General features: G+C 68.5%; 22 protein-coding genes and 1 tRNA gene. 11 read left to right on the top strand and 12 right to left on the bottom strand.

All coding sequences use genetic code 11. The features are described from left to right. Positions 1-71: 71 nt before the first annotated feature. From Q8814_RS05795 to Q8814_RS05780, 4 genes are all read right to left on the bottom strand, one after another. On the bottom strand, positions 72-656 hold the full coding sequence (locus Q8814_RS05795; RefSeq protein WP_330151068.1) for a PIN domain-containing protein: 585 nt from the start codon (positions 654-656) through the stop codon (positions 72-74). Between the two features lie 37 nt (positions 657-693). Continuing rightward, a complete protein-coding gene (locus Q8814_RS05790; protein ID WP_330151067.1) occupies positions 694-1,047 on the bottom strand; it encodes a helix-turn-helix domain-containing protein in 354 nt (117 codons plus the stop codon). Between the two features lie 78 nt (positions 1,048-1,125). Beyond that, positions 1,126-1,761, bottom strand: coding sequence for a ScbR family autoregulator-binding transcription factor (locus Q8814_RS05785; protein ID WP_330151066.1), 636 nt, complete (start codon positions 1,759-1,761; stop codon positions 1,126-1,128). A 188-nt stretch (positions 1,762-1,949) separates the two neighbouring features. Beyond that, positions 1,950-2,543, bottom strand: a complete 594-nt coding sequence (locus tag Q8814_RS05780) for a TetR/AcrR family transcriptional regulator (RefSeq protein WP_330151083.1) — start codon at positions 2,541-2,543, stop codon at positions 1,950-1,952. A gap of 234 nt (positions 2,544-2,777) precedes the next feature. On the opposite strand from Q8814_RS05780, the gene Q8814_RS05775 reads away from it, so the two are divergent. From Q8814_RS05775 to Q8814_RS05755, 5 genes are all read left to right on the top strand, one after another. Beyond that, positions 2,778-2,849 (top strand) — tRNA-Gln (locus Q8814_RS05775). A gap of 74 nt (positions 2,850-2,923) precedes the next feature. After that, a complete protein-coding gene (glmU, locus tag Q8814_RS05770) occupies positions 2,924-4,399 on the top strand; it encodes a bifunctional UDP-N-acetylglucosamine diphosphorylase/glucosamine-1-phosphate N-acetyltransferase GlmU (protein WP_330151065.1) in 1,476 nt (491 codons plus the stop codon). Then, complete coding sequence (locus Q8814_RS05765) at positions 4,396-5,373, top strand: ribose-phosphate diphosphokinase (protein WP_330151064.1); 978 nt, start codon at positions 4,396-4,398, stop codon at positions 5,371-5,373. The genes glmU and Q8814_RS05765 overlap by 4 nt, the downstream gene beginning before the upstream one ends. Before the next feature lie 27 nt (positions 5,374-5,400). After that, complete coding sequence (locus tag Q8814_RS05760; RefSeq protein WP_330151063.1) at positions 5,401-6,030, top strand: DUF2461 domain-containing protein; 630 nt, start codon at positions 5,401-5,403, stop codon at positions 6,028-6,030. A gap of 177 nt (positions 6,031-6,207) precedes the next feature. Further along, positions 6,208-6,879 (top strand): hypothetical protein, encoded by a 672-nt coding sequence (locus Q8814_RS05755; RefSeq protein ID WP_330151062.1) that lies wholly within the window; start codon positions 6,208-6,210, stop codon positions 6,877-6,879. A gap of 13 nt (positions 6,880-6,892) precedes the next feature. Here the strand turns inward: Q8814_RS05755 and Q8814_RS05750 are convergent, their stop codons facing one another. Further along, positions 6,893-7,924 (bottom strand): hypothetical protein, encoded by a 1,032-nt coding sequence (locus tag Q8814_RS05750; protein ID WP_330151061.1) that lies wholly within the window; start codon positions 7,922-7,924, stop codon positions 6,893-6,895. Between the two features lie 223 nt (positions 7,925-8,147). Between Q8814_RS05750 and Q8814_RS05745 the strand changes: the two genes are divergently transcribed. Beyond that, positions 8,148-9,113, top strand: a complete 966-nt coding sequence (locus Q8814_RS05745) for a TIGR03557 family F420-dependent LLM class oxidoreductase (RefSeq protein ID WP_330151060.1) — start codon at positions 8,148-8,150, stop codon at positions 9,111-9,113. Between the two features lie 62 nt (positions 9,114-9,175). Here Q8814_RS05745 and Q8814_RS05740 read toward each other — a convergent pair whose 3' ends face one another. The 5 genes from Q8814_RS05740 to egtA form a co-directional block, all read right to left on the bottom strand. Continuing rightward, positions 9,176-10,402, bottom strand: coding sequence for an MFS transporter (locus Q8814_RS05740; RefSeq protein WP_330151059.1), 1,227 nt, complete (start codon positions 10,400-10,402; stop codon positions 9,176-9,178). Between the two features lie 67 nt (positions 10,403-10,469). Then, positions 10,470-11,456, bottom strand: a complete 987-nt coding sequence (gene egtD / locus Q8814_RS05735; RefSeq protein ID WP_330151058.1) for an L-histidine N(alpha)-methyltransferase — start codon at positions 11,454-11,456, stop codon at positions 10,470-10,472. Beyond that, on the bottom strand, positions 11,453-12,202 hold the full coding sequence (egtC, locus tag Q8814_RS05730) for an ergothioneine biosynthesis protein EgtC (RefSeq protein WP_330151057.1): 750 nt from the start codon (positions 12,200-12,202) through the stop codon (positions 11,453-11,455). The genes egtD and egtC overlap by 4 nt, the downstream gene beginning before the upstream one ends. Continuing rightward, positions 12,195-13,544, bottom strand: coding sequence for an ergothioneine biosynthesis protein EgtB (gene egtB / locus Q8814_RS05725; protein ID WP_330151056.1), 1,350 nt, complete (start codon positions 13,542-13,544; stop codon positions 12,195-12,197). Before egtB ends, egtC begins: the two co-directional genes overlap by 8 nt. Next, the gene (gene egtA, locus Q8814_RS05720; protein WP_330151055.1) at positions 13,505-14,731 is read right to left on the bottom strand and encodes an ergothioneine biosynthesis glutamate--cysteine ligase EgtA; all 1,227 of its coding nucleotides are present in this window, start codon (positions 14,729-14,731) and stop codon (positions 13,505-13,507) included. The genes egtB and egtA overlap by 40 nt, the downstream gene beginning before the upstream one ends. A 164-nt stretch (positions 14,732-14,895) precedes the next feature. On the opposite strand from egtA, the gene Q8814_RS05715 reads away from it, so the two are divergent. The 3 genes from Q8814_RS05715 to pth all read left to right on the top strand — a co-directional run bounded on the left by Q8814_RS05715 (position 14,896) and on the right by pth (position 17,562). After that, positions 14,896-16,074: an aminotransferase class V-fold PLP-dependent enzyme gene (locus tag Q8814_RS05715; RefSeq protein ID WP_330151054.1), complete on the top strand. Its 1,179-nt coding sequence runs from the start codon at positions 14,896-14,898 to the stop codon at positions 16,072-16,074. 217 nt (positions 16,075-16,291) lie between these two features. Next, positions 16,292-16,903 carry a 50S ribosomal protein L25/general stress protein Ctc gene (locus Q8814_RS05710; protein WP_330151053.1) on the top strand — a complete coding sequence of 204 codons (612 nt, stop codon included), beginning with the start codon at positions 16,292-16,294 and terminating at the stop codon, positions 16,901-16,903. An 86-nt stretch (positions 16,904-16,989) separates the two neighbouring features. After that, positions 16,990-17,562, top strand: a complete 573-nt coding sequence (gene pth, locus Q8814_RS05705; RefSeq protein WP_330151052.1) for an aminoacyl-tRNA hydrolase — start codon at positions 16,990-16,992, stop codon at positions 17,560-17,562. Between the two features lie 63 nt (positions 17,563-17,625). Here the strand turns inward: pth and Q8814_RS05700 are convergent, their stop codons facing one another. Beyond that, on the bottom strand, positions 17,626-19,260 hold the full coding sequence (locus Q8814_RS05700) for a fatty acyl-AMP ligase (RefSeq protein WP_330151051.1): 1,635 nt from the start codon (positions 19,258-19,260) through the stop codon (positions 17,626-17,628). A 180-nt stretch (positions 19,261-19,440) separates the two neighbouring features. Between Q8814_RS05700 and Q8814_RS05695 the strand changes: the two genes are divergently transcribed. Together Q8814_RS05695 and Q8814_RS05690 are read left to right on the top strand one after the other, a co-directional pair. Next, entirely contained in the window at positions 19,441-21,141 is a 1,701-nt protein-coding gene (locus tag Q8814_RS05695; RefSeq protein ID WP_330151050.1) for a peptide chain release factor 3, read from the top strand. A gap of 110 nt (positions 21,142-21,251) precedes the next feature. Next, positions 21,252-21,833 carry a hypothetical protein gene (locus tag Q8814_RS05690; protein WP_330151049.1) on the top strand — a complete coding sequence of 194 codons (582 nt, stop codon included), beginning with the start codon at positions 21,252-21,254 and terminating at the stop codon, positions 21,831-21,833. A 7-nt stretch (positions 21,834-21,840) separates the two neighbouring features. Here Q8814_RS05690 and Q8814_RS05685 read toward each other — a convergent pair. Beyond that, on the bottom strand, positions 21,841-22,100 hold a 260-nt coding region (locus Q8814_RS05685; protein ID WP_330151048.1), incomplete at its 5' end, for an enoyl-CoA hydratase/isomerase family protein.

Genomic DNA, 22,100 nt, shown 5'->3' with positions numbered 1-22,100 from the left:
ACGAAGACCGTGTCGAGTCTAGGCCGTGCCCGCGACACGCGGCACGGGAGCGGCACGGGTATCGGGCGAACTCACCGTGCCGCCGCGTAGCCCGCGAGCAGATCGGCGCTGCTGTCGCCCAGAGCTCGGCGCGCCCATCCGGCGACGCGGCGCAGCAGCTCGGCGTCGTCGGGCCCGGCCGTGTCGCCGGCTGGGGGGAGCCAGCGCCGCCGCACCATTCTCAGCAGCGACCGCTGCGCCTGCACGGGGTCGGCATCGAGGGCGAAGGTGACGAACGCGTCGGCCGTCCAGGGCTCGACGTCGACCCGTTCGAGGGCTTCCGCGATAGCCCGCGTCTCGGTCACCACGGCATCGGCATGCGCGAGCAGCGCCACCGACACCATGTGGGTCTCCTTGGGGTCGACGACGTAGGGCACTTCGCGCAACACAGTGGTCGGCCAGGTGACACGAGCGTCGGGAAAGGCCCGGTCGAGCTCGGCGAACAGATAGTCGCGGGTCGGGCGCGTCAACTCCGGCGGCAACCGGCGATCCACCTCGGCGATGATGCCGTCGCTCCAGAAAGGTTGGTACAGCCCGTCTTCCGCGAATGCCAGCGCGACGTCGCGCACGCGTGGGCGAGCCAGCGCGGTCGCCCCCAACACCACCCGTACCGGCATCGGACCCCTTGCCTACTCGAATTGCCTACTCGAAGTGTCAGAACTCGTCGTACAGACCCTCGCGGCGGGACAGATCAGCCAGGTTGTCGAGCACCTGGGTCCTGATCCGATCCTGCCGGTCGGCCAGAGCCGACACATCGGCGCGGGACACCCTGCGGTGCAGACCGTGGAATTCCGCGGGCAACGCACCGGTGTCGATCAGGCGTGCGACATGGCTCCGGGAACTGCCGAGCACATCCGCGGCCTGCCCGACGGTCAGCAGCGGAGGCACCGCCGCAAAGGTGACGACGGCATCGGCGCCGAGGTCGTCGAGCACGCGCGCCAGTGCAATCGGTGCGTGCTCGGCGTCGAACGGTCCGAAGGTCACGGCCGCGATGCTGTCACCGAACACGTACCGAACGCAACGTCCGACGCCGCGCGGGCGAATGCGAGGGAGTCGAATGCGAGGGGGTCGAATGCGACGGAGTTGTCAGCTACGCAACCGGCGCGCAACGAATTGCAGGAAGTACCCGAGCTTGCTCGGTGGTACCAGCGACGGCAGCAGGATGCACCACATCGCCTCGATCTGCTCGGTGAGCCCATCGGTCCGATCCAGCGCCGCGGACACCGTTCGGGCCCCGATCAGGGACTGCAGCAGAAGCAGTGTGAGGGCATCGGGGTCGATGTAGTCGGCCAGGTCACCCTGTTCCCGCGCCTGACGGGCAAGTCCCTGCATCGCCGCGAACCACACGTCGAACGGGTGTGCTTCGAATCCTCGGTAGTCGCCGATCTCCACGAGCAACCGGAACATCGCCCGGACCATCGGATCGGAATCGGACAGGTCGACGTTGATGACCGACACCTCGATCATCGTCTCGAGCGCGGGAGAACGGTGATTCAGCTTGGCTCGGGCCGCCTCCTCGAACCGGGCGGCGCCGGCATCGATGACGCCCCGGGCGAGTTCTTCCTTGGATCCGAAGTGGAAATAGAGCGCGCCCTTGGTCACGCCCGCCTGGTCGATGATCTCGTTGAGACTCGCGTTGGCGTACCCGAGGCGCATGAAAACCTCGGCGGCACCGCGGAGGACCGCGTCGCGAGTGACTTCGGCGCGTACCTGTCGCGCCATCAGTGCTCCCGCATCCACAGCTCGCGTCCGACGCCCACCGAATCGACGCCATGTCCTCGTACCAGCACGTTCACCTCACATCGACCCGGGTTATGTGCCATGCAAAAGCAGCGCGCAACCATAACACCGATCAGCCTGCCACCACTCAGGAACCAAAGTTCCGAATCCGCAATTCTTGAGCCGTGGAATCAGCCGGCCCCGAGGGTCGGATCGGCCTCGAGCCTCGTCAACCCGTTCCAGCACAGGTTCACCAGATGCGCGGCCACGACTTCCTTCGACGGTGTGCGCTCGTCCAGCCACCATGTCGCGGTGGTCGCAACCATGCCCACCAGCGCTTGGGCATACAGCGGGGCAAGTTCGGGATTCAGGCCCCGGCGGGAGAAGTCTCCCGCCAGCAACTGCCCGACCTGCCTCATCGCCTCGTTCAGCAGGGACGAGTACGTGCCCTCCTCCGCCGCCACCGGAGAATCGCGTACCAGGATCCGGAAGCCGTCGGTGCGCTCCTCTATGTAGGTGAGCAGCGCCAGCGCCGCCCGTTCGACCCGCACGCGCGACCGATTGCGGGTCAGACTCTCGGTGACCATCGACATCAGAATGGTCATCTCGCGGTCCACCACCACCGCGTACAGACCCTCCTTACCGCCGAAATGTTCGTAGACGACGGGCTTGGACACCTGCGCGCGCTGGGAGATCTCCTCGATCGACGCACCGTCGTAGCCGCGCTCTGCGAAGAGGGCACGACCGATCTCGATCAGCTGTTCCCGGCGTTGCGTTCCGGTCATCCGGATCCGCGGGGTGCGCTCGGCCGGGTTCTGCGTCGATCGCGGCACGCTTGTTTCTCTTCCTGTCCGACGACACCACGCCGGAATTCGGACATGGTCGGGCTCGCGTCAGCCTATCGACATACCGGCTGTCTCGGTGCGAACCGGGAAGGGGAACCCTGGTTCGACTCCGTTCGCATCTCGTGCAAAGATCGGGGGCGCATGCCCGGCGTGCGAGCGCCCGGGCTGTGGCAGTCCGCCGTGGTGTAATCGGCAGCACCTCTGATTTTGGTTCAGATAGTTCAGGTTCGAGTCCTGGCGGCGGAGCGGGTGATCATCGGGGCCTTCGTGCCCTGTCTACACGCCGTCGCGCGTGAGCCGGACCGCTTCGAGGGAGCTTTATGCAGGTGCAGACCGCGATCATTGTCCTGGCCGCTGGATCGGGTACGCGGATGCGCTCGAAAACCCCCAAGGTTTTGCACCGACTCGGCGGACGCACGATGCTCGCGCACTCCCTGCATGCTGCTGCCGCACTCGATCCGGCGCATCTCGTCGCCGTCGTGGGGCACCAGCGCGAGGAAGTCTCTGCCGCGGTGAGCAGCATCTCCTCCACCCTCGACCGTGAAATCCGGGTCGCGGTGCAGGACGAACAACTCGGTACCGGGCACGCGGTCGAGTGCGGACTCGGTGGACTCCCCGCGGACTTCGACGGCACGGTGCTCGTCACCGCCGGCGATGTCCCGCTCCTGCACCCGGACACCCTGCGCGAACTGTTCGAGGCCCACACCGACCCCGATCCCGCCGCCGTCACCGTCCTCACCACAACGGTGCCCGAACCCACCGGATACGGCCGGATCGTGCGCACCACCGACGGCGACGTCGCCGCGATCGTCGAGGAAAAAGACGCCACCGCGGCCCAGCGCGCGATCACCGAAATCAACACCGGCGTGTACGCGTTCGACGCGGCCTCGCTGAGATCGGCTCTCGGCCGGCTGAGCGACGACAATTCCCAGGGCGAGCTGTACCTGACCGACGTGATCAAGATTGCCCGCGAAGCCGGGAGCACCGTTCGCGGGGTACACACCGACGACTCCGTGCAGGTGGCCGGCGTCAACGACCGGTTACAGCTCGCGGCGCTGACCGCGGAACTGAACCGGCGCATCCTCGAGCGGTGGATGCGCGAAGGCGTCACCGTCGTCGATCCTGCCTCTACCTGGGTCGACGTCGATGTCACCCTCGCTGCCGACGTCACGTTGCTCCCGGGAGTGCAGCTGTACGGTCGCACCGCCATCGCGGAGGACGCTGTCATCGGTCCGGACACCACACTCACCGACGTGCAGGTCGGTGCGGGTGCCTCCGTGATTCGGACGCACGGCTTCGAAGCGGTGATCGGTGCACAGGCCACCGTCGGCCCCTTCACATACCTTCGCCCGGGCACCGAACTCGGCGCGTGCGGCAAACTCGGTGGCTTCGTCGAGACGAAGAACGCCCAGATCGGCGCGCACTCGAAGGTGCCGCACCTGACCTACGTCGGGGATGCGGAGATCGGCGAGCACTCCAACATCGGCGCGTCGAGCGTGTTCGTCAACTACGACGGCGTCGAGAAGTACCGCACCGTGGTCGGCTCCCACGTCCGGACCGGTTCGGACACAATGTTCGTCGCGCCGGTGACGGTGGGCGACGGCGCCTACACCGGTGCCGGCACGGTGCTCCGCCGCGACGTCCCGCCGGGGGCGCTTGCTGTGTCGGGTGCGCCACAGCGCAATATTGAAGGGTGGGTCCAGCGAAACCGCGCCGGAACCGCGGCTGCCGAGGCAGCCTCGAAAGCACAGCAGCAGCACGACCACGATCGGCAAAAGGACGGCCAGGACCAGTGACCAATTGGATCGACAATCAGAAGAACTTGATGCTCTTCGCCGGCCGGGCACATCCCGAGCTGGCCGAGCAGGTCGCGAAGGAACTGGGTGTCCCCCTGACCCCCCAGACGGCGCGTGACTTCGCCAACGGCGAAATCTTCGTTCGTTTCGACGAGTCGGTTCGAGGCTCCGACGCGTTCGTGCTGCAGAGCAACCCGTACCCGCTCAACCAGTGGGTCATGGAGCAGCTCATCATGATCGACGCCCTCAAGCGCGGATCCGCCAAGCGCATCACCGCGATCCTGCCGTTCTACCCGTACGCCCGCCAGGACAAGAAGCACCGCGGCCGCGAGCCGATCTCGGCCCGCCTGATCGCCGACCTGCTCAAGACCGCCGGCGCCGATCGCATCATCACCGTCGATCTGCACACCGACCAGATCCAAGGCTTCTTCGACGGGCCCGTCGATCATATGCACGCGCAGGGCCAGCTTGCCGAGTACATCCGCGGCAGGTACGGCGTCGACAACATCGCCGTGGTCTCCCCCGACTCCGGCCGCGTCCGTGTCGCCGAGAAGTGGGCCGACACCCTCGGCGGCGCGCCGCTCGCATTCATCCACAAGACCCGCGACCCGCTCGTCCCGAATCAGGTCAAGTCCAACCGTGTGGTCGGCGACGTCGAAGGCCGTACCTGCATCCTGATCGACGACATGATCGACACCGGCGGCACCATCGCCGGCGCCGTGAAGATCCTGCGGGAAGCCGGTGCGGGCGACGTGATCATCGCCGCCACGCACGGTGTGCTCTCCGATCCGGCCGCCGAGCGTCTCGCGGCGTGCGGTGCGAAGGAGGTCATCGTCACCAATACGCTGCCGATCCCCCCGGAGAAGCAGTTCGACGCGCTGACCGTGCTGACCATCGCGCCCCTGCTCGCGCAGACCATCCGCGAGGTGTTCGAAAACGGCTCGGTGACTTCGTTGTTCAACGGCGTCGCCTGAACCCCGGCGTCGCATAACCACGGCACCGTGTTCACCGGCTTCCCGATCGCTGCACTCGACTTCTACGAGGATCTCGAGGCCGACAACAGCAGAACGTTCTGGGCCGCGCACAAGGTCGTCTACGACGACTGCGTGCGCGGCCCGGTGCTTGCCCTGCTCGCCGACCTGCAAGACGAGTTCGGCCCCGGAAAGGCGTTCCGTCCGTATCGCGACGTGCGCTTCAGCACCGACAAGAAGCCCTACAAGACCCATCAGGGCGGGTTCGTTCCGACCGGACCGAATGTGGGTTTCTACGTCCAGATCGACGCGGCGGGTATCCGCACGGCCGGTGGGTTCTATTCCGGTTCGGCGGCGCAGCTCGCGGCGTACCGGGCGGCGGTCGACGACGAGCGGCGCGGTGCCGAACTGGAAAAGCTGGTGCGACGGCTGAGACGCGCCGGCTACGAAATCGGCGGCGACCGGCTGAAAACCCGGCCACGAGGTGTCTCCCCCGACCATCCGCGTCTGGACCTGCTGCGCCACCGGACGCTCAGTGCCGGGCGTTCGGAGGTATCGCCGCCCTGGCTCGACTCCCCACGCGCTCTCGACGAGGTGCGTACGGCGTGGCGCGCCTACCGCCCGCTGGTGCAGTGGCTCACCCGGGCGACCGCAACGTGACGGGCAGCTGACGGCCCGGTGACCGATCAAACCGAGCGGTATGGAAAGCTGTGCGCCCCAGTGGTTTGCGTCCCCTCCGGATAAGCATGATCTTCGTCACGCACCTACCGCTTCCGCGCAGGTCACGTTCGAGCCGGTACGGCGGAGTCCCCCCGTTTTCCCCTAAGGTGGCTCCTCGTGATCGACGCGCAGACTCTCGAGGCCCCCATGGAAACCGCGACAATTCGGAAAGCGCGACGATGGTCGCCGGGCGCGTGCGTCTGGTGCGGTGACACCGACGCGGTCGAGGTGTTCCGCAACGAACCTCGCTGTGCCACATGCCGTGAACACGAAACGGTCGTCGACGAGGCCCGCAAGTTCATGGGCATGTACGGGTTGCGTCCCATCGGCGGCACCCTGCAGTCCGACGACGAAGAGGAATACGAGCATCGTCGGGCCGCCCGCGATGCGCGCCGCGTCCTCAACGACATCCGTCTCGCCGAGCAGCCCGATCCCGCCCTCGTGCGCAAGGCCCTGCGTCCCCGCGCCGCCGCAGTGGTCGAGGAGCACGCCCCTTCCCGTCCGTCCGCCTCGCGCGCGTCGTCCCCGCGCACCTCGGCTTCCCGCGCCGCCTCTCCACGCACCGCCGAGCCGGTCAAGACCGGTGCCGTCGATGTCTCCGAGATCCAGACCCGCGCGCTCGCGCTGCTCGACCAGCTCTCCACGATCGACGCGCAGCTCGCGCTCGTCGCCGAGCAGAGCGGTCTGGCCGCCCGCGCCCGGCGCAGCGACCTGGACAAGCAGAAGGCCACGATCCTGCGCACTCTCGCCGCGCTCGAGAAAGCGCGGCTGAGCGCGACATCGAACTGACCGGCCCGAGACCTCACGTCACGGCGAGGTCGGCGAGGTCGGCAGCGAGCGGCACCAATCGGTCACATTCGGCGGTGTCGCTCGACAGGACGACGGTCGGCACATTGCGCCCCGACGGCTTGCTGTGCTCCGCCACACCCGGCCTGTTGGTGTCGACGACCTCCGCCACCGGCGCCGCGACGCGGCAGTAACCGTCGCCGCCGCGCACGAACAGGCTGCGCCCGTCGAACTTCACCTCTTGTGCATGGTCGCCGTCGACGAGCATGTATTCCGGTTCCAGTCCGAAGGACACGCTCCACGTCGTCGGTCCGCCGTCGGCGGTAAGGGTGCGGAACGCGCATCGGTACGGGGCCGAGTCGATATGCCAGTGAAGGAGTTCGGTCTCTTCCAAGCCCCCGATGACCTCGCAGGGGTCGGCGGCCGCGAGCCGGATTCTGCCCGGCCCGGTGCCCGGGCGTGCCGGCAACGACGGGATCCGCGCGAGTGTCACCCGCAGAGTGTCCCCGGCGATCTCGCACACGTCCGCGCCGGGAGCCGCGGAGTCTTCCGCACGCCGGTGCTGCGCCTCGACGGTGCCGAACCGCGTCGGCGGTGCACCGTCGACCGCCACGGTGACCGGCACGGTGAACGCGAAGCGCAGCGTGCACTGCGACGTGCGGCCGTGCGTGTCGTGCACGCGATACACCTCGTTCCGGCCGAACCCCGAGACCCGTTCCCCCTCGTCTCCGGACGGCGGCGACAACTCGACGGCGACCGTCAGTTCGTCGAGCGGATTACCGCCGGTGGGATGCACCACGGCCGTGCACGAGTCCAGCCGGGTCTGTGGACCGAACTGGCGCACCTCACCGTAGGGCGCGACAACCGATTCGGGGATCAGCGCGCACGGATCGATCCGGCGCACGCGCTCGGCGATCTCACGCAGCATCTTGTCCGGCGGGGCGATGTCCCGGCCGTACGTATGAGGGTGGACCGGCGACGGTTCCGCGGCCGGCGCAGTGGTGGGTATACTCGCGGCTACGGTCGCGCAGCCGGTCATCAGTCCCATCACCAGAGTCGACAGTGCCGCCCGGATTCGCCGCCGCGTTCCGCGGCTCCGCGCGACATCGAGCACTCCGACCTCCGAATTCCAACAATCCGTCAATCAATTGCCAAGCGACCCTACACAGGCACGGCGGAGATTCGGCGGGTGTTGCGTTCGGCATGTCCCGGTTTTCCACCCTCGCGCCCGGGTATCCGTGCGGCACGTCCCCGCCGAGGTAGGAGGAAACGTGCGCATCGGTTACAAGCTCGCCGCCGAGGCCTTCGGGCCGAACGAACTCGTTCGTCAGGCCATCGCCGCCGAAGCTGCCGGATTCGATTTCGTGGAGATCAGCGACCATTTCCATCCCTGGCTCGATGTGCAGGGACACTCGCCGTTCGCCTGGTCGGTTCTCGGAACGATCGCCGCGCGCACCGACACTCTGGGGCTCGCCACCGGCGTGACCTGCCCGACCGTGCGTTATCACCCGGCGATCGTGGCCCAGGCCGCGGCCACCGTCGCGCTGCTGTCGGACGGACGATTCTCGCTGGGGGTGGGCTCCGGTGAGCGACTCAACGAACACGTCGTCGGACAGGGATACCCGGCCGTGCGCGACCGGCAGCTGATGCTGCGTGAGGCACTCGAGATCATCCGCCTGCTGTGGTCCGGGGGCTACCACAGTTATTCGGGCCGTTATCTGCACCTGGAGGACGCGCGGGTGTTCGATCTTCCCGAGACCCTTCCACCGCTCCTGGTCGCTGCGGGTGGCACCGAGGCCGTGGCACTCGCCGCCGAGTTGGGCGACGGACTGTTCACCACCGAACCGTCCACCGAACTCGTCGAGCAGTATCACGCGGCCGGCGGGTCCGGCCCGCGTTATGTCGAGATGTCGGTGGCGTGGGCCGCCGACCCCGACGAGGCTGCCGACGCAGCCCTCGCCACGAACCGGTGGGGGGTGACCGGATGGAAGGTGATGAGCGAGCTGCCGAATCCGGTCAACTTCGAAGCCGCCACGACGACGGTGCGCCGCGAGGACATGCTCGACAAGTTCGTGTGCGGAGCGGAGCCGCAGGCGTATATCGATCTCGCGCGTGAGCATGCGGATGCCGGATACGACCACCTGGTGTTCATGAATGCCGGGCCCGACCCGGACGGATTCCTCTCGTTCTACCGCAGTGAGCTCGCCGGGGCGCTGCGCGCAGACCACACCGCCTGAACAGAACCGGCCGGGCAGTCTCCGAGGCGGCAAAGCGGCTGCGGGCGCTTCACCGGTGCCGGTTACCGGGGTGCAGAGACATCCCCGGTGGACGCGGCGCGCGTCTTGTCGTCGCCGGCCGCGATCCGCCGGTCCACGGCCCACACCACCACGGCACACGATCCGAGGGCGACTCCGAGGATGCAGACCCCGGTCCAGTCGGCGTTGGTCCACGCGATCGCGCCGAGCGCCGAGCCGGATGCAGCCCCGGCGAAGTAGGTCGTCATGTACACCGAGTTGAGGCGTGAGCGGGCCGCCGGGTCGAGGGTGTAGACGATGTTCTGGTTGTTGACGTGCACCAGTTGCAGGGCCAGATCGATCAGCAGCATCCCGACGACGAACCACAGCAGTGACGACGCGCCTGCCGCGAGCGCACCCCACGAGGCGAGCAGACCCACCACCCCGGCCGCGGTCGTGCGCGCCCCGTAGCCCTTGTCTGCCAGTTTCCCGGCGAGATTCGCCGCGACCGCCCCGCCCACACCCGCGAGCCCGACGAGTCCGATTTCGAGGTCACCGAGTCCGTGCGGTGGGCCCGAAAGCAGAAATGCCATGGTCGAGAACAGCGCGCTGACGGACGCGAAGGTCAGGGCACCGAGCAGTGCGCGGCTGCGCAGCCGCGGGTGGGTCCGGACGAGGGAACCGAGGGACCGCAGTGTCTGCCCATATCCCTGCCGGGTGGTGGCCGTCGTCGCCGGGAGCACCCGCCACAGGGCCACCGCAATGACCACCATGATCACCGCGCTGACGCGGTACACGGTGGTCCAGCCGCCGAGTTCGGCGAGGATGCCGGCGACACTTCTGGCCAGCAGGATGCCCACGAGCAGGCCGCTCATGACCGTGCCGACCGCGCTGCCCCGCCGCTCGGGCGTTGCGAGATCGGCCGCGAAGGGCACGAGCACCTGTGCCGCGACGGAGAACAGACCCGCCATGGCCGTGCCCACCATGAGTACGCCGATGTTCGGTGCGAACCCGCTGAGGCCCTGTCCCGCCGCGGCCGCGAGCATGAGGGTGACCGCGAGGCGGCGCTGCGGCAGCATGTCGCCCAGCGGCACGAGGAACAGCAGACCCAGCGCATAGGAGACCTGCGCAATGGTCACGGTCGCTGCGGCGGCCGCATGGGACGTGCCGAGCGCGGCGGCAATGGACTCGAGCAGTGGTTGATTGAAGTAGTTGCCGCCGGCACACAGTCCCGTCGCCGCCGCCATGAGCAGCAGGACGGGGGTGGTGAGGGTGGGCCGGACCGAAGTCATGCCGTCCAGCCTCGCCCGTGCGGCTTCGGTCTGTCCATTCCGGCAGAGGTCAGCGGCGCGGCAGAGATCAGCGACGCACGGCGCCGAACAACGCGAACCGCCCGTGCCGATCGACCCATTCGTGGCGGACGGTGAATCCGGCCGCATCGAGCTCCCGCCCGAGCCCGTCGAGACGGAATTTCGCGGAGATCTCGGTGCGCATCTGCTCCCCGGTCTCGAAGGTCACCTCGAGGTCGAGGGCGGGGATGCGCACGGACATGTCCGCGGTCGCCTCGAGCCGCATCTCGATCCATTCGTTCTCGGCATCCCACACGGCGCGGTGGGTGAATCGTTCGACGTCGAAGTCGGCACCGAGTTTCCGGTTGAGTACGCGAAGCACGTTCCGGTTGAACTCGGCGGTGACGCCGGCGGCGTCGTCGTACGCGGGTATCAGTACATCGGGGTCGGTCACCAGCCCCGCTCCCATCAGCAACCCCTCCCCCGGTCGCAGGATGGCCGCGAGTCCGGACAGGAACTCGGCGCGTTCGACGGGGACGAGGTTGCCGATGGTGCCGCCGAGGAACGCGATCATGCGCCGGCCCTGGGACCCCGGCGAGCCGAGCGACGGGGCATTGCCCGGGAGGTGCTCGAGCGACGCGGTGAAATCGCCCACGACACCGTGCACGGTCAGGTCCGGGTACTCGACGGTCAGCAGCTTCACGGCCGCGCGCAACGCCGGTTCGGACACGTCCTGCGGTACGTACGTATGGATGTGCGGCGCGAGCGCGTCGAGAAGTACCCGGGTCTTCTCCGACGATCCCGAGCCCAGTTCCACCAGGATCTCGGGACGGGACATGTCGGCGATGTCGGCCGCATGCGCGCGCAACAGAGCGAATTCGGTTCGGGTCGGGAAGTATTCGGGCAACCGCGTGATCTGCTCGAACAGGTCGCTGCCGTGCGCGTCGTAGAGCCAGGTGGGCGACAAGTGCTTGGGTGTCGCGGTCAGGCCGCGGTACGCGTCGGCGCGCAACGCCTCGTCGAGCTCGTCGGGGGCGAGATACACATCCACGATCATGAAGCGGGCACCTCCAGCGGGGTGACGATCAGTTTGCCCGGCATCGCGCATACCAGGTGTCGGTCGGGAACCTGCTGCCAGCGTTCGTCGTCGTCGTACGGTTCCGAACTCACGACGGCGACGTTTTCGTCGACGAGCGTCCACAGCGAGTGATACCAGGCGGTGGCCCAGATCCCGCCCCCGTCGCACAGCAGCATGTTCAGCCGCGAATCGGGAGCGAGCGCGATCACGTCGTGTACGAGGGAGAGCAGCGCGACCTCCGGTTCGGCCGCACGCAGTCGCGACCGCAGCAGCAGCCACAGTGTGGCTGCGTCGGTGGGTGATTCGAGTTGCAGCAGTTCGGCGACGGGCAACTGCGCAGCCAGGGAGACCAGTGACCCCGGCCAGTCCCGAACCAAACCGTTGAGACTGAACGCCCACCGGCCGTCCGTGAACGGCGCGGCGGCAGAGCGTTCCACCGGCATCCCCACGGTCGCCGAACGCAGCGCGATCATCACGGCGCGAGAATTGATCACCGAAAGCCCTTCGGCGACAAACGGATCGGCCCACACCGGGGAAGCAGACCGATAGCGGCCGAGCTGCCCTTCGTCGGGCCACCATACGACACCGAACCCGTCGGCGTTGATGGTGCCGCCCCCGCGCATGTCCGCCGGCGCCCACGACTGCTTCATCAGCGAGCGCGGACCATCGTTGAGCAGTGTCGTTATCGACGTTGCCGGGCCGAGATAGCCCAGGTGCCTACACATCCGACGCTCCGGAAGCCTCCGGCGGATCGTAGGCGAGACGGACACCGGAGAATATCTGCCGGCGGATCGGATGGTCCCAGTTGCGGAACGTGCCACGGCACGCGACCTGATCGGTGCCGAACGAGCCACCGCGCAGCACCCGGTAGTCGCCTCCGAAGAACACCTCCGAATACTCCCGGTACGGGAACGCCCGGAAACCGGGATACGGCTCGAAACGCGAGGCCGTCCATTCCCACACGTCGCCGATCAACTGCTGTACTCCGAGCGTCGACGCGCCGTCGGGATACGCACCCACCACCGCCGGACCGAGGTGCCGCTGACCGAGATTCGCGTGTTCGGGGCCCGGCTCGGCCTCACCCCACGGGTACCGAAGACTGCGGCCCGATGCCGCGTGCCACCGCGCTGCCTTCTCCCACTCGGGCTCGGTGGGCAGTCGCCCTCCCGCCCACCGGGCGAACGCTTCGGCCTCGAAGAAGCACACGTGCACCACCGGCTCGTCGGGATGCAGCGGTTCGGTGCGGCCGAATCGGCGGCGCCACCAGTGCCCCTGGGTGTCGCGGGTCCAGAACTGCGGCGCGGTGAGCCGGGCCTCCTGCCGATGCCGCCACCCCTCCTCGCTCCACAATTCGGGACGGCCGTAGCCGTCGTCGTCGATGAACTCGACGTAGCGGGCGTTCGTCACGGGCACCGTCTCGAGCTGGAACGCGGGTACGTACACCGGATGCGCGGGCCGCTCGTTGTCGAGCGCCCACGGATCGTCCGAGGTGCCCATCTCGAATTCCCCGGCCGGAATCAGCACACGCTCCGGGGTCGGCCGGATTCCCGTGCGGGGCGCATCGGGTGCGGACAGCAGCGGCGGGCCGTCCCGAAGCTGATGGGTCGCGAGCATCGTTTCGCCGTGCTGCTGCTCGTGTTGGGCCACCATCGCGAACACGAACCCGTCGCGAGTCAGTTCGTCCCCGAAATCACTGCTCGACAACACATCCCATACCGTTTCGCGCACGTGCGCCGCATATCGTCGTGCGTCGTCGGGGCCGAGCAACGGCAGGTCGGGGCGGGTGGCGCGAGGGTGGAGGAACGCGTCGTACAACCCGTCGACGTCGCCGCGCACCGCCTCGCGGCCCGCGGCGGCGCGCACCAGCCAGCGCTCCTCCTGATTGGCGATATGGGCGAGATCCCACACGAGTGGACTCATCAGCGGTGAATGTTGCGCTACCAGTTCGGAATCGGGTATCTCGGTCAGCGTGCGGGTGCGGTCGCGGGCGCGCTCGAGGTCGCGTCGCAGTCGAGCGCGTGTGATGGTCACCTGGCGTCCACCCCCGGAGACAGTCCGCGCAGGCATCGCGTCGCAGCCGCGTCGAGCGCCGTCGTGAACCGCATGTCCGGGGACGCTTCCGCCGCGAGCGAGAGCAACCCCACGGCAGCGGCCCGCAACTCCATTGCCGCAAGACCTTTCTCGGCTGCCTCGAACCACAATTCGCGCACCGGTTCGGCAATGGCGGCGGCTTCGGCCACGACGGCAGGCGAGCTGAGGAGCGCTTCGACCGCCGCGACCGGCACCTGCCACGAGTCGCCGGGCTGGGCGTCGAGGTAGCGCACCTCGAGGTGCCCGCGCGGCCGGATCGGCGGAAACAGCGTGGTCAGGTGATAGTCGAGGTCGGCGGCCGTGGGCCGGCGGCCGATCTCGCTGTCGAGCCCACCACTGAGCCAGTCGGCGAACGAGGCGCCCGGCGGGGCGTGCCACTCCGAGCCGGCGGACTTGACGCACATCAGCGGCGCATCGACCGCCCATGCCGGATACGCGGCCGGATCCGGTACCGAGTGGGTGATTCCCGGATCGAGCGTCAACCAGGACCGCATCCGCTGCGAAACCCATTCGCCTTCCGGGACTCCCTGCAGCACATGAGAACACGCGAATGCGGCGATCATCGCCGGACCGATCGCGTGGAGGAGGTCCCAGCGGTCGGCGAGTTCGCGCTCGTCCGCACCCGCATCGACGCTGACCTGCACCGCGGCCGTGCTGTTCATCATGAGCCGGCCCATCGGACCGATCCGGTCGTACCGCAGTTCCATCGCCGTGTACCGCGGGGTGCGCAACAAGCGGTGCGGGGGGCGGACCTCGTCGGTCGCGCTGTCGAGCATCAGGACCGACCGGCGGGCGAGCAGCGAGCGCAGCATCCGGGTGTCGGCCGCGAGCCGGTCGCAGACCTGCCGGGCGGACGCGCACGGCACGCTCGACAATTCCACCTGCCCGCCGGGCTCGAGACTGACGATGCTCCCCGACGGCAACGGACGCTCCGACGACGACGGCATCACCGCTTTGGGGGCGTGCGGTCCGAGCGCTTCGACGATCGAGTGCAGCTCCGGCCGGGAGGCGGTGCCATCGGTGCGGGCCGTGAGCCACTCGAGCTCCACCCCGATCAATCGCGGCGGACCGAACCTGAAGCTCGCGCGGCGCACGTGCTCCTCCGCGACCGCCCGGGAGCGGAGTTCGGTGCGGACACGGGACGTCGCCGCGTTGATCGCCATCACCACTCGGTCCCCCCTCCCTCGACTGGGCCAGGTCACGAACGAGCCTAACGCGCCCATCGGCCGGACGCCCGGAGAACGACCACGCGTCGCGTCGCGACGGCTAGATTCCGGAGTACCCGCGCGGATCATCGGAGCTCGGCCCCAGTCGGAGGTGCACGTTCATGCTCGACCTGCAGCAAACCCGCCGCGACACCCCCGGGTGTTTCGAACGAGTGTTTCTCGACAGCGCCGGGTCGTCCCTGCCCCCCACTCCGGTACTGGACACCGTGATCGGGCACCTGCAGCGCGAAGCGCAGGTCGGCGGTTACGCGGCCGCACACGAGCGGCTCGACGACCTGGCCGCGGTGAAGTCGTCCCTGGGCCGGCTCCTGGGCGTGGACGCGGCCACCCTCGCGCTGTCCGACAGCGCGTCGCGCGCATGGACGTCGTTCTTCTACGCGGTACCGCTACGGCCGGGTGACCGGATACTGCTTTCCCAGGCCGAGTACGCGGCGAACGCCGTGGCCGCGCTGCAACGCGCCCGCGCCACCGGCGCATCCGTCGAGACGGTGCCGTCGGACGGAGAGGGCCGCATCGACGTCGATGCGCTGCGCGCCATGCTCGACGAACGGGTCAAACTCGTCTCCGTCGTCCACGCACCGACCAACGGCGGGCTCGTCAACCCCGTCCGCGAGGTCGCCGACGCCGCGCACGCGGTGGGCGCGCTGGTGCTGCTCGATGCCTGCCAGTCGGTCGGGCAGCTCGCGGTGAGCGTTCCGGAGCTCGACGTCGATGCGCTCTCGGGGACGGGACGCAAGTGGTTGCGCGCGCCCCGCGGCACCGGCTTCCTGTACGTGCGGCCACGACTGATCGCCGAACTGGAACCGGCGATGCTCGACCTGCACAGTGCCACCTGGATCTCCCCGGACTCGTACGAACTCGCGCCCGACGCGACCCGTTTCGAAATGTGGGAGGCCGACGTGGCCGCCCGGCTCGGTCTCGGTGCCGCCGTCGACTACCTGCTCGCGCTCGGGATCGACGCCGTCGCGGACGCCGTCGCGTACCGGGCGGAGCACACCCGCGACGGGCTCGCGCGGATCCCTGGCGTCACCGTTCGCGATCTGGGCGGCCCCCGCAGCGGCATCGTGTCCTTCACCGTCGACGGGAGGGACCCACAGTCGGTGCGCGACGAGCTGGCCGCCCGATCGGTGACGGTGACCGTCAGTCACCGCAGCTCCACCCTGCTGGACATGTCGGCGCGGCGGCTCGACGCGGTCGTGCGGGCGTCACCGCACTATTTCGTGTCCCCCGCGGACGTGGACCGATTCCTGGCGTCGGTACGCGAACTTGCGCAAGGTTGACCGGCGTCTACCGGACGGTCGACCGCTGTTCGCTTTGCACCGCGCCATCCTGTAAAGTGGTTCGAGTTGTCTCGGCGAGGGCGAACCGCGAACGCGCTGGTTCACCGTGATCGACGCGGCTGCGGCCCTGTGAGCGTGCGCTCCGGTCGCGCGTGCCGGCCCACTCGCCGAGAACACCCGACCAGCAACAAGCCTTCAGCGTAGGAGCCGTCACATCATGTCTGCCGAGAACCGTCTCGTCGCCAGCGTCCGCAACGAATTCGGCAAGGGTGCTGCCCGCCGCGCCCGCCGCGACGGTCAGGTCCCCGCCGTCCTGTACGGGCACGGCACCGATCCGCAGCACCTGAGCCTGCCCGCCCTCGAGTTCGCGGCCGTGCTGCGTGCCCACGGCACCAACTCTGTGCTCACCCTGGACATCGACGGCACCGAGCAGCTCGCGCTGACCAAGTCGGTCGTCGTCCACCCGATCCGCCGCTACATCGAGCACACCGACCTGCTCGTGGTGAAGAAGGGCGAGAAGGTCACCGTCGAGGTGCCCCTCGTCGTCTCCGGCCTCCCGGGCTCCGGCACCCTCGTCGTCAACGAGGTCTCGACCATCAAGCTCGAGGCCGACGCGCTCAACATTCCCGACCAGGTCGAGATCTCGATCGAGGGCGCCGTTGCCGGCACCCAGATCCTGGCCGGCGGCGTCGAGCTGCCCGCCGGCGCGGTCCTGCAGGACGACCCCGAGCTGCTGCTCGTGAACATCGTCGAGGCGCCGTCCGCCGACGCGCTCGAGGGCGCCGAGGTCGAGGCCGAGGCCGGCGGAGCCGAGAGCGAAGAGGCCTGAGTCACAACGACTCCCGCTGATCACCTGCGGCGTGTCACCCTACGGGGTGACGCGCCGCGTGCTCGTTTTGCAGGAAGGACACGCACGTGAGCGAGGACACCGCACTCGTCGTCGGATTGGGAAACCCGGGCCCCAAGTACGAGAAGACCCGCCACAACATCGGTTTCATGGTGGTCGAGGCGCTGGCCGGCCGGGTCGGCGGCACCTTCGGCGCACACAAGCGCAGCAACGCCGACATACTGCAGGCCCGCCTCGACGGGCGGCAGGTGATCCTTGCCAAACCACGCACCTACATGAATGTGTCGGGAGGCCCGGTCGCGGCGCTGGCGAAGTTCTTCTCCGTCGAGCCGTCGAACATCATCGTGGTGCACGACGAACTGGATCTCGACTACGGCACGATTCGGCTCAAGCTGGGCGGCGGAGAGAACGGCCACAACGGCCTGCGATCCACGTCGTCGGCGCTGGGTACGAAGGATTATCTGCGCGTGCGCATGGGCATCGGCCGCCCGCCCGGGAGGCAGGATCCGGCGGATTACGTCCTCAAGCCGTTCTCGGCGGCCGAACGCAAGGATCTGGACGTGCTGTGCGAGGAGGGCGCCGACGCGGCCGAGCTGCTGCTGAAGCTGGGCCTCGAGGGCGCGCAGAACCGCGTGCACTGACCGGCCGACGTGACCGTGCGCGGTTCCGGTAGTGGGAACTACCGAAACCGCGCACGGGCAGCGTCAGTAGCCGAGCAGCGCCACCGAGCTGCCGCGCCGCAGCTTCCCCGACGACGTCTTGGGGATGTTGCCGGGGCCGAGCACCGCGACCGTGCGCGGGCGCGCCCCCACCTCCGCGAACACCGCGTGCACGACCTCGTGTTCGATGCGGCGCACTTCGTCGGGGTCGTCGATGCGGTTGGTTTCGACGGCCACCGCGAACGACTCGCGCTTGTCGCCGGCGTCGAGGCGGATCGCGACGGCATTGCCGGGGCGCACGCCGTCGACGCTGCAGGCCGCGCGCTCGATGTCTGTGGGATAGATGTTGCGGCCGCCCATGATGATGACGTCCTTGACACGACCGCACACCACGACGAGGTCTTCCTCGGTGAAATAGCCGACGTCACCGGTATCGAACCAGCCGTCGTCACCCTGCGCGGCCACCGGGCCGTCGACGGTGAGATAGCCGTGCGTGACGGCCTTGCCGCGCAGCTGGATGATGCCGACACCGCGCTGGGGCAGCACCTGCCCGTCACGCCCGACGACGCGGCCCTCGAGACCCGCTACGAGATGCCCGAGGGTGGCCATCCGGCGGGCATGCGGACGCGAGCTGGGCACCGCCATACCGCCGGCCTCGAGCAGGTCGGGGTCGACCACGTCGAGCACCATGCCCCGGCCCGGGTCGGGCACCGACACCGCGAGGGTGGTCTCGGCCATCCCGTAGGAGGGGGCGAGGGCGCTGGGATCGAGACCGAAGCGGGCACCGGCCTCCGCGAGCGTGTCCATCGTCTCGGGGTCGACGGGTTCCGCACCGTTCCACATCCAGCGCATCGACGACAGGTCCACGGCGCCGTCCGGAGCCTGCGCCAGCTTCCGGGCAAGCAACGAATACGCGAAATTGGGTGCGGCCGTCAGGGTTCCGCGGTACTTGCCGATCAGTTCGGCCCACAGCAGCGGCGCCTTCAGGAAGTCGACCGGCGTGACCGACACGACCTCTGCCCCCACCTGCATGGGGACGCTGAGAAACGCGACCATGCCCATGTCGTGGAACAGCGGCAGCCAGCTGATCATGACGTCGTCGTCGAGCGCGAACTTGACGCGGTCCATCATCGCGTACGCGTTGACGTAGAAGTTCTCGTGCGTGATCTGCACCGCCTTCGGCGATCCTGTGGAACCGGACGTGAGCTGCTGCAGCACGATGTCCGATTCGGCGGTGTCCACGGGGTCGACGGGCCGGCCCTCACGCATCTCCCCGACGGTGATGACGGAGATGCCGCGTTCACGCAGCAGGGGCTCGGCGATGTCGAAGGGTGCCCCGAGCACCACGACACGTGCGTCGATCATCCGGAGCACGACCTCGGTGTCGCGGGTCCAGACCTCCAGGTCGGTGCGCGGCGTGGGCTGGTGCAGCATGGTGACGCTGCCCCCGCGCATCCACACCCCCTGGCATACCGGGGCGATGTCGACGGGCAGACCGGCCAGCACTCCGACCGCGTCGCCGTGGCCGATCCCGGCATCGGCGAGCGCTCCCGCCATGCAACGGGCCTGCGCGTGGATTTCCCCCCAGGTCTGTCGCAGCGGCACATCCGGCTCGCCGGTGACAAGCGCCCGCTTGCTGCTCTGCGCCGTCGCGTACATCTCGTCGGTGAATCTGCTCACGAAACACTCCTCGATCCGGTGGTCGCAATCCAGAGTGCGCCAGCACGAGCCGTTGGCAATGCCTTTGCCGGTAAACGTGATCGAATCTCACGGAAAACGACACCGAATTGCCGAGTAACATAGACGAGTTGTCAGCGATAGACCGGCCTTACACCCCCATTTTCGAGAGGTTTTCCCGCGTTGAGTACCCCGCAGGCTCCGGCCGCCAGTCCCACCGACGCCGGCAAACCGGCCTCCTCGCGGGAGGTCCTCGCCGAGGCGCGACGACGCCGCACCTTCGCGGTGATCTCGCATCCCGACGCCGGCAAGTCCACGCTCACCGAAGCGCTGGCGCTGCACGCCAAGGTGATCTCGGAGGCCGGGGCGGTACACGGCAAGGCCGGACGCAAATCCACCGTGTCGGACTGGATGGAGATGGAGAAGGCCCGCGGTATCTCGGTCAGCTCCACCGCCCTCCAGTTCAACTACTCCTCGCCCGAGTCCGGTGAGCCGGGAGCCGACGGCGACGCAGACATCGTCAACGTCATCAACCTCGTGGACACCCCCGGCCACTCCGACTTCTCCGAAGACACCTACCGGGTGCTCACCGCGGTCGATGCGGCGGTGATGCTCATCGATGCGGCCAAGGGCCTCGAGCCGCAGACCCTCAAGCTGTTCCAGGTGTGCCGGCACCGCGGCATCCCCGTCATCACAGTCATCAACAAGTGGGACCGGCCGGGACGCGCCCCCCTCGAACTGCTCGACGAGATCGACGAGCGCATCGGCCTCACCCCCACTCCCCTGTTCTGGCCCGTCGGCATCGCGGGTGACTTCCGCGGTCTGCTGCGTCGCGGCACCGGCGACGCGGCCGGTGAAGCGGTCGAGTACATCCGGTTCACCCGCACCGCCGGCGGCGCGAAGATCGCCCCCGAGGAGAACCTGTCCCCCGACGAGGCACTCGAGCGGGAGGGCGACACCTGGACCGAAGCCGCCGAGGAGGCGGAACTGCTCTCGGCCAGCGGGCAGGACCACGACCAGGAGATGTTCCTCGCGGGCCAGACCTCGCCGGTGATCTTCGCGTCCGCGATGCTCAACTTCGGCGTGCGGCAGATCCTCGACACCCTCGTCGCACTCGCACCCCCGCCGGGTGCGCGCCTCGACATCGCCGACAAACCACGCAACGTCGACGACGCGTTCAGCGCCGTCGTGTTCAAGGTGCAGGCCGGAATGGACACCGCGCACCGCGACCGGCTCGCGTTCATGCGCGTCGTGTCGGGTGTCTTCGAGCGCGGCATGGTCGTCACGCACGCGCAGACCGGCAAGCCGTTCGCGACCAAGTACGCGCTGACCGTGTTCGGACGCGAACGCACCACGGTCGAGAACGCGTATCCGGGCGACGTGGTGGGTTTGGTCAACGCGACGGCGCTCGCCCCCGGTCACACCCTGTACGTGGAGCCGAAGGTGGAGTTCCCGCCGATCCCGTCGTTCGCGCCGGAGCACTTCGCGATTCTGCGGGCCGAAAGCGCCTCGAAATACAAGCAGTTCCGCAAGGCCGTCGACCAGCTCGACTCCGAGGGTGTCGTGCAGATCCTGCGCAACGACATCCGCGGCGACGCGTCGCCGGTGATGGCGGCGGTCGGCCCGATGCAGTTCGAGGTGGTCGCGGCACGCATGAAGGCCGAGTACAACGTCGACCCGAAGATCGAGCCGCTCGGATACGCGCTCGCGCGCCGCACCGACCCCGCATCGGAGGTCGAACTCAACCGCCAGCGTGGTGTCGAGGTGTTCACCCGGTCCGACGGAGTGCTGCTCGCCCTCGTCAGCGACAAGTGGCGGCTCCAGTACATCCAGAAGGAATTGCCCGACCTCACCCTCGAACCGTTGGTCGCGGCAACCGACTGAGCACCGGCGAGGGCATTCCGGACATACCGGGTAGTGACGGCCGCGGCTATTGCTGGTACCTTGCTGCCGTCGAGCCGACGCACGCTCGAGCGGAGCAGGGAGCCCCAAGAATGAACGACGACTCATCGGCCTCACCCACGGACGGGTTGCCGTCGGGTAAGAAGACCGATGCTGCCGCAAAAGGCGGCACGCCGAAACGGTCGGGCACCTTCATCTACCCGCTGCCGAGCACTCCGCTCCCGAGCAGTACACCGCTGGCGAGCACCGCGGGTGAGTCCGCGATCGACGTGAGCCCGGCCGGCGGGGTGGGCGCCGGCACCACGAACGAAGGGACCTCCCTGGTGAGCAGCACCAGCACCAACGGCACCACAACCGGCAGCGCCACGAGCGACCCACTCGGCGCGGTGACGCCCGGACTCGGTACGCCCGCAGCGGGGACGCCGTCGCGCCGCAACTCGATGGGTGTGGCGTCGGTCCGCATCGCTGCCCGTCTCGCACACACCGAGATGAGCACCCGCGCCTCACGCGGCCCCGGATCACACGCCGACCCGACCATCGACAACGACGAACTGCTCACGCTGCTCGGCGAATACCTCCTCGCCGGTGGCCTCGAGAAGCCCGAGATCCATGCCTCGCTCGGGGGCCAGCCGATCGTCGTCGACCTGCAGGCCCCGCAGCGCTTCAACCGCTGACGGCCGCTCAGGCGTCGAACAACGCCGCCACGGTCGCCGGATCCACGTCCTCGATGCGGGCCGGCGACCACTGCGGACTGCGGTCCTTGTCGACGAGCACCGCCCGCACACCCTCGACGAAATCGGGCGTGGCGCTGATGCCCACCGCCACCTCGAGTTCCCGCGCGAAGCACTCGCGGACCGTGCTCTCGGCGCCGCGCCGAAGCAGTTCCGCGGTCGCCAGCACACTCGTCGGCGACGATGCCCGCAACACGTCCCGGGTCTGTG

This window comes from Rhodococcus chondri (assembly GCF_036327435.1).
Classification (GTDB): domain Bacteria; phylum Actinomycetota; class Actinomycetes; order Mycobacteriales; family Mycobacteriaceae; genus Rhodococcus; species Rhodococcus chondri.
The sequence above is the reverse complement of the archived record's forward strand: the minus strand, read 5'-3'. Positions and strand labels throughout refer to the sequence as shown.